General features: G+C 49.9%; 2 protein-coding genes. Both read left to right on the top strand.

Annotated elements, in window-relative coordinates; genetic code table 11:
• Positions 1 to 13: 13 nt before the first annotated feature.
• Positions 14 to 4,042 (top strand): type I polyketide synthase, encoded by a 4,029-nt coding sequence (locus MKY66_RS26125; RefSeq protein ID WP_076212941.1) that lies wholly within the window; start codon positions 14 to 16, stop codon positions 4,040 to 4,042.
• A gap of 14 nt (positions 4,043 to 4,056) precedes the next feature.
• Positions 4,057 to 13,164: an SDR family NAD(P)-dependent oxidoreductase gene (locus tag MKY66_RS26120; protein ID WP_076212939.1), complete on the top strand. Its 9,108-nt coding sequence runs from the start codon at positions 4,057 to 4,059 to the stop codon at positions 13,162 to 13,164.
• The last annotated feature ends 46 nt before the right edge of the window (positions 13,165 to 13,210 follow it).

Raw genomic sequence — 13,210 nt, 5'->3', positions numbered from 1 at the left:
AGGAGGAACTGTGGTGGAGAGTGTATACAAGTTTGTCATGGAACAGCTGCAAGACGGAAGCTTGGACAAAACAGTGGCCGTGCAGCTGCTCAAAAAACTCAAATCGGAGGAGGACGCCTATACTGCGTCCGGGTCAACCAATACTGCCAAAGATATTGCCATTGTGGGCATGGCTTTGAAATTGCCGCAAGCTGATTCTCCCGAAGAATTCTGGGACAACATCGTCAGTGGTACGGACAGCATTCGTTCCTTTCCGGCTTCCAGAGTGCCGGACATTCATTCGTATCTGCAATATCTAGGTATGTCGCCAGACGAGATTCAATTCAACGAAAATGCCTATCTGGATGAGATTGATAAATTTGATTATGCCTATTTTAAAATGTCACCCAAAGAAGCCAGTCTGACGGACCCCAATCACAGGCTGTTTCTGGAAACGGCATGGAAAGCGATCGAGGACGCAGGGTATGGGGGAGGGAAACTGGTTGGCAGCCGCACGGGGGTATACCTGGGCCTTTCCAACAATATTCGGGATCTTTACTCACGTTTTATCTACGATGCGGAACCGGAATCCTTTGCGTACTCGCTTGTGGGTAATCTGGCTTCTGTAGCGGCTGGTCGGTTATCCTTCTTACTGGATTTAAAAGGGCCGAGCTTGGTGGTGGATACGTCTTGTTCATCCTCTCTGGTGGCCATTACACTGGCTTGTCAGGCGATCAAGGAGGGGCAATGCGATCAGGCGCTCGTTGGGGGAATCAAGATTAATTTGGTTCCGCTAAAGAGTGATCATATCAAAATTGGGATTGAGTCCACCGATTGGAGAACCAAAGCGTTTGATGACGATTCGGACGGATCGGGTATTGGTGAAGGCGCAGGGGTGGTGATGCTCAAACCATTGGTTAAAGCGTTGGAAGACCGTGATCAGATCTACGCTGTTATCAAAGGGTATGGCGTAAACCAGGACGGTAAATCCATCAGTATCGCTGCCCCGAACCCGGAGGCACAGACGGAAGCGATTCTTCAAGCCTGGGCGGATGCGGGTATCGATCCCGAGACGGTCTCTTATATTGAGACTCATGGCAGTGGCACCATGCTGGGCGATCCGCTTGAGGTACAAGGGATTGAGCAGGCATTCCGGCGTCACACGGGTAAAAGTCAATTTTGCGGAATCGGCTCGGTCAAAACGAATATCGGTCACCTGTCAGAGGCGGCTGGTGTCGTGGGTTTGATCAAATCGGCCTTGTCACTGAAACATAAACAGATTCCTGCCTCCAAACATTTTCACAGACCGAATCGGGCCATCGATTTTGCGGCATCCCCGGTCTATGTGAATGCCCGGTTGCGGGAGTGGGATAACGCTGCCACGCCACGACGTAGCGGTGTTAGTGCATTTGGCATCAGTGGGACCAATTGTCACATTGTGCTGGAAGAAGCGCCGACCACTACGGTTAAAGAGCTGGAAATACGCGGAGAACAACTTCTAACCGTATCGGCCAAAACGCAGGCAGCGCTCCAGACGCTGATTACGGAATATACTCACGTTCTCTCTCAAGTTGAAGCTCAGAATGTACCTTCTCTGTGTTATACCGCCAACACAGGGAGGGGGCACTACGCCTACCGTTTACTGGTCACCGGGCAGGATGCGGAAGAGCTCTTGCTTCGATTAAATGAAGCTGGACGAATGATCGGAGCCGATGAGAATTTAAGCAAAAGTAGTGGACCCAGTGGACATCGAAGTCCAGGGATTTATTACGGTTATCACAAGGTTAGCAACGATCAAAATCGTCCAGATTCACCAGCTACAGGTGGCGAAGATGGTCACAAGGGCGATCGGACTATGAGTCTGAATCCGGAACTGGCGAAGATGGGTAAGGGTCAGCAGGCTGTACAGGACATACTGGACCAGATTGGACTGCATTATGTACAAGGTGCAGAACTGAACTGGGAGCTTCTATACACAGGAGACGGACTGCGCAAAACAAGTCTGCCAACCTATCCATTTACCCGGACTCGCTGCTGGTTTGAAGTTCCCGAGGGCGCTCGTACTGCCGCTACCGCAAATTGCAGCAGTGCGGTCTCGGAAGAACCGACGCCAGCCCGATTCTATCGGATGAACTGGAGGAAAGCTGATCTAACAGAGCCAGAACCGATTCAGGGAACAGGTGCAGTTCTGATTTTGAAGGATGAGGGTAAACGGGGAAGCGCATTGGTTGAACGCCTTAAGCAGTCAGGGCGCCAAGTAATTGAGGTGCGTTACGGAGAATCTTTCAAGCATGAACCTGACGGTTCGTTCACGGTGAATGGTTCGGAAAGCAACTTTGCGGAGCTATTTGCAGCGCTGGGGAATACATCCATAAGTGACATTGTACATCTCTTTGCGGTGCCGAGTTCTGCGGAAATTCATACACTTCAGGATTTGGAACATAGTCAGCAAAAGGGCGTATATAGCCTGTTTTATCTGATTCGTGCACTCATTGAACACGGAAGTGACAACGCACTGAATATGATGCTGGTCTCCGAACAGGTCTACGAAGTTACAACGGATGAGAGTCGACTTTCTCCTGAAGCGGCCTCGTTATACGGTTTGGGTAAAGTGCTCGCCTTGGAATATCCGCATATTACCTGTCGAAGCATTGATCTGGACGAGAGCGCAGGGGCAGATGAACTGCTTCAGGAAATGGGTTCCCAAGATCAGAGTTATACCTCTGCCTATCGTAGTGGGGTCCGTTATATCGAGGAATTGGGTGAGGTTCAAGCCGATGAGCTGACAGATTCTCCTGTCGATATTCAACAGGGTGGTGTGTATGTCATTACTGGGGGTACAGGCGGGATTGGTCAGGAAATGGCAAAATTTTTCGCTTCCCAAGCAGAGGTCAAACTTGTGTTAATTGGGCGTACCCCAGTTCCTGCAAGATCGGAATGGGAGACACTGCTTAATGACCCTGAGCTTGAATCCAAGACGGCTGCTCGTCTCCGCAACTTCCTGGAGATTGAACAACAGGGTTCAGAAGTATCCTGTTATGCAGCCGATGTATCGGATTATGAAGCGATGCAGGATGTACTGGCCGATGTCAGGGAAAAGCATGGGTCCATCACAGGAGTGATCCACGGTGCAGGTGTACCGGCGGTTGGATATTTGATCCGCAAAACGCAGGAAACGTTTGACGAAGTCCTTCATCCAAAAGTGCAGGGAGCCTGGATACTGGACCAACTGACCCGTCAGGATGAGCTTGATTTCCTGGTCTTTTTCTCTTCCGGTCTGTCGCTGTCAAGTGAGGTTGGACAAGGAGATTATTCAGCGGCCAATGCATATCTGGATGCTTTGTCTTACTCGCGCAGCAAAAGCGGCCTGAAGACCTTGTCTATTAACTGGTCTTCGTGGAAAGAAGCGGGCATGTCTGTGGATTATGGTTTTAATGTGGACGCCATTACAAAAGCCCTTCCGACCGAACAGGCAACGGCCGGATTTTTTGCAGCATTGAACAAAGAGGTGCCGCGTGTGTTGATCGGGGAATTTACATACCACCCACGGTTTGCCAAAGCACTGTTGACCAAATTTCCATTCCGATTCTCCGAAGAGATGACGAACAGGCTGAAAGAAGCCGAGAAGTTGGAAGAGTCGCGTCAGGTGGCTCCTGCTGCAGCTAAACGAAACAAATCGGCGAATGCACATGTTGAACTCAAAGGAAAAGACGGCGAGGATTACAACAGCATCGAACGGCAGATTGCAGGCATGTATAACGAAGTGCTTGGTTTTGAAGAGCTGGATATCCACGATAGCTTTTTTGATCTGGGCGGAGATTCCATTCTGTTAAATCGGTTATTCTCTCTGCTTGAAGAAGCCTATCCAGGCAAAATGAAACTAATCCATCTGTTTTCGTACACCAGTGTACATGCGTTATCCCAATTTGTCATGACCAAGCTGGATATAAAACCGGCAACTGAGCCAGCCCCACCGGCGGATGATTTTGAACAACTGTTTAAGGATATTGAAGCTGGTAACCTGAGCATTGACGATGCAGTCAAGAGCTTCGAGGATCGTTGAGGAAGGAGAACCCGATGAACCAAACAAGCCAGATGCTGAGAATCATTATTGAGAATGCAGCTGCGGGCAAGATTGATAAGCAAGTTGCCGCCCAACTGCTCAAAGGATTGAAATCGGAGGGGAAGCGAAGCGACTCTGAGGGAATCGCCATTGTTGGCATATCGGCCATGCTTCCGTCTGCGGATAATATCGGCGAGTTTTGGGACAACATCCGTGATCGCTGTGATTCCATTGCCAATTTTCCAGACTCTCGTCGTCAAAATATTGATGCGTACCTCCGATATGCGGGCTATGGAGAGGACATCAAATATAGTGATGGTTCCTATCTGAAAGACATCGATCAATTTGATTACAAATTATTTCGGATACCCCCACGGGACGCGGCACTAATGGATCCTTTTCAGAGGCTGTTCCTGCGAACAGCCTGGAGTGCTCTTGAGGATGCGGGATATGGTGGGAAAAGCCTGGCTGGCAGCCGGACAGGTGTGTACCTGGGATTTGCCAGCAATATTAAGGACAGCTACTTGCGAATGATCCAGGATATTGATATCCAGTTAACTTCGGATGCGGCTGTGGGCAATATTTCTGCCATGATGCCTGCACGAATCTCGTATCTTCTGGATCTGAAAGGCCCTTCGATGGTGGTGGACACCGCCTGTTCATCCTCATTGGTGGCCGTGCATCTTGCCTGCCAGTCCATTCGGAATGGTGACTGTGATATGGCACTTGCTGGTGGATTGCGTGTGAACCTGATGCCTCTGGATACGGAATATTACCGCGGGGGACTTGAAGCATCGGATGGACGGACCAGAGCCTTTGATCATTCATCGGATGGGGCTGGAATCAGCGAAGGGGTTGCTACCGTATTACTGAAACCGTTGAGTAAAGCGCTCAAGGACAAGGACCAGATCTATGCAGTCATCAAAGGCAGCGCCATTAATCAGGACGGAGCTTCCATTGGAATCACTGCTCCCAATCCGGAGGCCCAGGCTGATGTGATATCTAGAGCGTGGGATCAGGCGGGAATTCACCCCGAGACCTTGTCCTACATTGAGACCCATGGAACGGGTACTAAACTGGGAGATCCGCTGGAACTTGAAGGCTTGGAGCTTGCTTTTCAGAAGTACACGGATAAGAAGCAGTTTTGTCCGATTGGTACTGTGAAATCGAATATGGGTCATCCCTATGAAGCGGCAGGTCTGGTCAGTCTGATCAAGGCGGCACTGGTTATCAAAAACCGTGAAATCCCGCCGTCACTTCATTTTGACAGGCCCAATGGACAGATCGATTTCAAGACATCACCTGTGTATGTTAACACAAGACTCCGCAAATGGGAGGGGAAAGAGTCCCCGATGCGCTGTGCGGTCAGCAGTTTTGGCTTTAGCGGAACGAACTGTCATCTGGTGCTGGAAGAAGCACCGGTTGCCACGGTTGCTGACGCTTCTTATGCGAAAATAGGTCTGGTCGTGTTGTCCGCCAAGTCTGAGCCAGCTCTGCGGGACCTTGTCACAACATATAGCCGTTTAATACAGGAAAAACCGCCCGCATGCCATCTGCAGGATCTGTGTTATACCGCGAGTGTTGGCAGAGGACACTATAACTTCAGATTGGCTATAGTGGCAGCGAATCTTGTGGATCTGGGACTGAAGCTGCAAGTGCTATCCTTGGCGGAAACGTGGAATGAACCTGAGTCATGGTTCAGCTATGGGGAGCACAAGATTGTACCTGCCAGCAAATCACAGCTTGAACCTGGTGACATAACTGAAGCGTCACGAAAGAAGCTCGATCGACAGGTACAGGAGCTTACACAAGGGGTTAACCTCTCCGAGTGGGATGATGAAGCAGGGGTGATGGAACTTGGTTCGTTATACGTACAAGGGGCCGATGTGGATTGGGTGGAATTGTACAAAGGTACGCATGTGCGACGGGTCAGCTTACCCGTGTACCCTTTTGAATCCCATCGCTGCTGGATTGATCTTCCTGATGAACTGGTTTCGAATCGTATTGACCGAGGCGCGACAGTGTCTTCACAACACACAGAAGAATTTCACTATACGATGCAGTGGAGAGCAACTGAGCGGAAACGCACAGGCAGCGGGATCTCCGTTATGCCGGAAACAGTATTGTTGATTGAAGGCAAGTATGGTGCAGGTGACTCCGTAGCTCGTGTGTTAGAACGTACCGGGGTGAAGGTCATCCGGGTAGCACTGGGTTCTGCTTATGCAGACTTGATCGATAATCGATATACACTTGGTGATCAGGAGTCAGATTATGACCTTCTCTTTGCAAGCCTTCGGGGCAAGTCGGTGGATCACATCATTCATGTTGGCTGTTCTCTGGATACCAGGCAGTCGGGTATTCAAAGTCTGAATGAATTGCAGAACAGTCAGCGCCGAGGTGTGTACAGTGTGTATTATTTGGTACGTGCTCTGATGAGAAGTGACTTTGCCGAGATTGCTGGTATGACACTGATTGCATTGAATGCTCACCATATTACGGGAGATGAATACGCTCAGCGGCCAGAACATGCGCCATTCCTGAGCTTAAGCAAGGTACTGAACCGTGAGCATCCGTCCATTTCTTTCCGCTCCTTTGACATAGATGCAGATACCCCTGCAGATGTCTGGATCGAGGAAGCACTGGGGACAGAAGATCAGGGGGACTATCTGATCGCGTATCGTGGTGGACAACGTTACGTTGAAGAATTTACGCGTGTGCAGGTTGCAGGGGATACCCCAATATCTGTACGCCCTCAGGGCGTGTACCTGATTACAGGTGGTGGCGGTGGTATTGGTCTGGAAACAGCGCGTTTCCTGGCTTCCAAAGCTCCCGTGCGTCTGGCTCTGATCAATCGCACCCCGATACCGGAGCGTGTACATTGGGATAACCTGATGAATCAGCCCGGTCAAGCCAAGCTTTGCCGTTTCATTACAGCTGTTACGGAGCTGGAGGCCGCAGGTTCGGAAGTCTCCTGGTACAGTGCGGATGTGGCTGACCGGGAAGCGATGGATCGGGTAATTCGGGATATGCGTACACGTTATGGTGCTATTCATGGAATCATTCATGGTGCGGGTGTCGGTGGAGATCAACTTCTGGTAGATCGAAGTGAAGAACGATTCAGCGAAGTGCTGGCATCCAAAATATATGGTACCTGGAATCTGGACGAACTGACTCACAGTGACGATCTGGATTTCTTTGTGATGTATTCTTCTGTAGCGACGATGTTCAGTGGCGTAACGCAAGCAGACTACGTGGCGGCTAATGCCTACCTGGATGCCTTCGCCGATGAACGTTCCTTGAGAGGAAAACGCACACTCACCGTGAACTGGACAACATGGAAAGAGACGGGCATGTCGGTGGATGCTGGTTTCACCGCAGATACCATCTTCAAAACAGTCCTTACAGCACAGGCGATAAGAGGTTTGGAACAAGCCATGAACTCCTCTATTCGCAGGGTGCTGATCGGGCAACTGAACTTCAGTGGCGGCGGCGTTCGTTTGCTGGATAAAATGCAGGTTCGATTGTCCACAGAACTCAGTGGCAAAGTGGCTGAATATCTGCAAAGTGCTGCTTCCAAAACGAGGTCGACCAAGAAGGCTGGAAGTACTTCAAGCGGTGAAGTGAAATTATCAGGCAAGAGCGAGGGAGGATATACGGCTACTGAACGGCATGTCGCCAGCGTATGCAAAGAAGTTCTGGGATTTGACGAGATCGATATCTATGAGAACTTTTTCGAGCTTGGTGCTGATTCCATTCTGCTGTTGAAAATTCACGCGGGACTTTCCAAAAGATACCCTGGCGTTCTTGCCGTAACGGACTTGTTTGAATTTTCGACGATTCACAAGCTGGCTGAATATATATTCAAGGAACATGGTGAATCGGAAGAAGATACGGTTACTGTACTGGGCGACATGGATGCTTCTGCAACCAGTGAAGAACAGACATCACCGGAAAGTGCGAAGCAAGCAGAGACGTGTCCTCAAGATCAGCAGCATTCAGGGCAGACGGCTTCCGGACCATTGTCCGGGGATTTAGCCATTGTAGGGATGGCTCTGAATGTGGCTTCCACAACCGATGTATCCGAATTCTGGGAGCATATTCAAGGCAAGGTGGATCATATCCGTCCTCTCCCGGAACGACGACAACAAGATCTGGACTGGTATTTGCAAAATACAAGGCTGGACCTCCCGGAACTGGATTCCAAAGCGGGAGCTTTTATAGAAGACATTGACTTATTCGATTATTCATTCTTTAAATTATCACCGAAAGAAGCGAGTCTGACAGATCCCAATCAGCGTCTCTTCCTGGAGACCGTGTGGAGGGCCATTGAGGACGCGGGTTACGGCGGCGGGAAACTGGCCGGTTCGGATACCGGTGTCTATTTGGGTTATTCAACAAACACGGTTGATATGTATTCACGATTTATATATGAGACGGATTTGGGCGCTCTGCCGGATGCCGTGGTGGGTAACACACCATCCATCATTCCTGCTCGCATATCGTATTTGCTGAACTTGAAAGGGCCAAGCATGTTGGTGGATACGGCCTGTTCTTCATCCCTTACAGCGGTGCATATTGCTTCGCGTGCCCTGTTAAGCGGAGAGTGCAGCATGGCCGCAGTGGGTGGAATCAAAATATCAACCATGCCGATCACCAAAAAGAACGAAAACATGCTCCAGGGTCTGGAGTCTGGTGACGGAAAGACCAGAGCATTTGATGATGACTCTGATGGTGCCGGGCTTGGTGAAGGCATCGGAGTAGTCATGCTAAAAAGACTGGAGGATGCGCTTAGGGATGGGGATCAGGTATACGCAGTTCTCAAAGGCACTGCCATGAATCAGGATGGCAGTTCAGCCGGCATTACGGCTCCCAATCCAGCGGCTCAACAGGAAGTCATTACGAAGGCCTGGAAACAGGCAGGTATTCATCCCGAAACGATCACGTACATGGAAACGCATGGCACAGGAACCGCACTGGGTGACCCAATTGAAATTAAAGGCATCCAAAATGCGTTCCGACAATTCACGGATCGACGTCAATTCTGTGCGGTCGGTTCCATTAAAACCAATCTGGGTCATACCTCTGAGGCAGCAGGTATGATCAGCCTGATCAAGGCGGCACTTGCTGTCAGGCATGGTGTGATTCCGCCGAATCTTCATTTTAACCGTCCAAACCGAAATATTGATTTTCATGCTTCGCCTGTATATGTGAATACACGATTACGACCGTGGAAGGTGAAGGACGGACCTCGTCGCTGCGGTGTCAGCGCATTTGGCATCAGTGGAACGAATTGTCATGTCATCCTGGAAGAGCCACCAGTGATTACACCTGTATCTGCACCAGCACGTCCTCATTTGCTGGTATTGTCTGCTCGATCCGAAGAGGCACTTCAGCGGCTGGTTGCTGAATATGTTCGTCTGCTGGACCGAAACGAGCGATATGAACTCGTAGATATGTGCAGTACAGCAAGCACAGGACGGGGGCATTACCCGTTCCGGTTGTCACTTATGGTACGGGATACGGAAGGTTTGCTGAATACGCTGAGACAGCTGGAGAACAGATCATTCCAATCCATTGCACTGCCGGGAGTTGAGTTCGGTGAACATCGTACTGTTCCCAAGAGTAAGAAGGATAGGGCAGCTGGTGAAATGACCGAATCGGAAAAATTGGGTCTGAGCCAATTAATGCGTTCGGCCATTCAGAGCTTTGTACAGGATGGACGCGAGTCGGAGTATTTGTTAAAGCAGATTGCCCATCTGTATGTACAGGGAGCAGATGCGGACTGGGAAGAACTGTACGCAGGTGAACATGCTCGCAAAGTCAGCTTGCCCGCGTATCCGCTGGAACGGAAGCGCTGCTGGATCCATATTCCCGAACGTCCACAGCTGCGTGAGGTCTCTATAGAAGAGGCCGCGGCTCCACTGCATTATGCGGCTATGTGGAAAGAAGTGAATCGAATATCAATGGATCAGCATGGAGGCAATACAGAGCCGCTTGTGATATTGATGGATAGAAGTGGTATCGCCTCATCTGTTGCCGGGAAACTGGAAGCGGAAGGGCGGCTCGTAATCAAGGTTTACCGCGGAGAGTCCTATACCAATCAAGCCAACGCCGAATTTACCATTCGATCATGTGAAGAAGATTATGAACGGTTCATTCGAGCGGTAGAGCCTTATAAAATCTCGCAGCTCCTTCATTTCTTTGCACTGGATCAGCATGCGGATGAAGGTACTGTGGGCGAATTGGAGGAGTCGCTTGATCGCGGCGTGTATAGTCTGTTTTATCTGTCCAAAGCGATGTCCAAGGTTCATTTCAAACGACCAGTCGATCTGGTACTGGTGACATCTTGTACACAAAGCGTTACAGGCAGTGAGCCGTACATTCGTCCAGAGCATGCACCCATGGTTGGGCTTGGCAAGACTATCTGCCATGAGATGAATCAATTCCGCTGTCGAAGCATTGATATCGATGACGAGACACCAATGGATCAATGGTTGCAGGAAATTCGTGATCCTGACACGTTATATCTTGCCGCTTATCGTAAGGGGCGTCGATATGTCCAGGAGCTGGGTGAAATCCCAATTTCCTTGCTGCCCGACCAACCGATACACATGCGTGAAGGTGGTGTGTACCTCATCACTGGAGGGACAGGCGGGATTGGACTGGAGACGGCAAGTGCATTATCTTTAGCGCCGGAGAAAATCAAACTTGTGTTGATGAATCGTTCACCGTTTCCAGAACGGGCAACATGGGAAGATGTGCTGTCCTCAGGTGAGGAAACCAAGTTAACTGCTCAGATTGGGCGGATCAAAGAGATGGAAGCTCGGGGCACAGAAGTACATCTATACAGCGTAGATATTTCTGATCCTCTTCAGCTCGCATCGGTGCTAAGCAAGATCAGACAGCAGCACGGTCCCGTGTCTGGTATCATTCACGGCGCCGGTGTGGCTGGAGAGGGTTTCCTGATGAACAAAGAACGTGAAGCCTTTGAACGTGTCATGCGGCCTAAAGTGCTGGGGACATGGAGTTTGGATCAACTGACACGTGCGGACCAACCGGACTTCTTTGTCATGTTCTCCACGGCTACAACGTTCTTTAGTGAACCTGGACAAGGAGACTATACTGCTGCCAATGCCTATATGGATTCGTTTGCGGCACATCGCAGGCAGGCAGGTCTGTCCACCCTTGCCGTGAACTGGACCGCGTGGAAAGAAACCGGCATGGCCCGGGATTTTCATGCCAATTCAGATGGGGGATTCAAGGCGATTACGACGGCCAGAGGTATACAGGGACTGCAAGAAGCCATGGGCAAGGATGTAACCCAGGTTCTGATCGGGGAACTTAACCGGGAGGGAATCTATCAGCATGTCTCTGATGACATGCCGCTCATGCTGTTCTCTTCTGACATTAGCGAAGCTATTGAAACCGGACGCAAGGGGAATGCCAGTCGTGCACAGGAAGAATCTGGCGACATGAAGTTGTTGGGCAGGACAGACGAAGATTATTCCATCATTGAGAGCGCCTTAGGTCGATTATGGAGTAAGTCACTTGGGGTCAATGAACTCAGTATTTATGATGATTTCTATGAGCTGGGTGGAGACTCCATCCTGGGTCTCAAGATCGCCAATGGTCTCACCAAAGAGTTGTCGATCCTGGTGAATACAGCAGAGATCCTGATGTATCCAACCATTGCGGAATCGGCTGCTTATCTGGAAGAGTCTTATGGTCTCTCCATCAGCGGAGATTCCGAGGGAGCACTGCCTGTGCTGACTCGTGTGGAGCCCCAACCGTATTACCCGGTTTCTTCTGCGCAGAAGAGATTCGTAGTTCTGGACCGGCTTGAGGGTCAAAATACCAATGCAAACATCCCAAGAGCCTCCATCATGGAGGGAGATTTTGAGCACGGGGCATTTGAGCAGATCATTCGCAAGCTGATTCAACGTCATGAATCTTTCCGGACTTCCTTTGAATTTCTAGACGGAATTCCATATCAGAAGGTGTGGGACCAGGTCGACTTCAACGTCGGTTACTCGGAGTCCACTCGGGAACAACTCACCGAGAAGCTCCTTGGTTTCGTGAAACCTTTTGAGCTGGATCAGGCGCCTTTGTTCCGCTTTGAGGTGGTTAAGCTTGGTGATCGTGTACACGCCGTATTTTTTGACATGCACCACATTATTACGGATGGCATGTCGATGGACATCATTATGCAGGAGATCATAGATCTGTATGAAGGGCGTGAGCTGAAACCACTCACCATCCAGTACAAAGATTATGCGGTGTGGCATAATGCCTTGCTCTCTTCCGGTGCTCTGCTCAAACAGGAAGAGTATTGGCTGAACCTGTATGAGGATTCTATCCCGCAGCTCAAATTGCCTACCGATTATCTACGTCCTTTGGCTAATGAATTCGAAGGAGATCAGGTTGTATTTATCGGCAATGAAACATTGACTATGGATCTGGATCGCATGGCTGCCAAGACAGGAACAACCTTGTTTATGTTGCTGCTTGCAGCGTACAACGTGTTGCTTTCTAAATATGCAGATCAGGATGATATCGTTGTAGGCTCTCCCATTGCGGGCAGATCTCACGCCGATCTGGAGGATGTTGTTGGTGTGTTTATTAACATCATCACGATTCGTACCAAACCACAATCCGGGAAAACATTCCTGGAACTGCTGGCTGAAGTTAGGGAAGCTGCCTTGAAATCTTACGAGAATCAACAGTTTCAGTTCGAGGATCTGGTGCGGAAGCTTAACCTGAACAGAGACAGACACCGCAATCCTTTATTTGATGCGATGTTTGCACTTCAGAATGTAGGTACAGTGGACGTTACAGTCGGCAAATTCACCACAACTCCGTATGAGTTTGGAGCTGCGGAAAGCCGTTATGACGTGTATCTCGAAATCATCGAGAAACATGACAAGCTGCGATTTAATCTGGAGTATCGGACCAAGCTCTTCAAACGGGAAACGGCGGAGAAGATGCTTCACGATTATGTAGCGCTGCTGCAACAGTTATTGCTTCATCCGGAACAGAAGCTTGGTGAGATTGAACTGGAAAGCAGCAAGCATATGCTGGTTTCTTACGATTCAGCCGCAGAAGATCTTGATTTTAATTTCTGATCAGGGAGAGCACGGCTTCTCCCCCACAAACAGGAGGAACAGGGAC

It is taken from the genome of Paenibacillus sp. FSL R5-0766 (assembly GCF_037971845.1).
GTDB lineage: Bacteria > Bacillota > Bacilli > Paenibacillales > Paenibacillaceae > Paenibacillus.
Note: the sequence above shows the minus strand (reverse complement) of the source record. Positions and strands in the feature narration are given on the sequence as shown.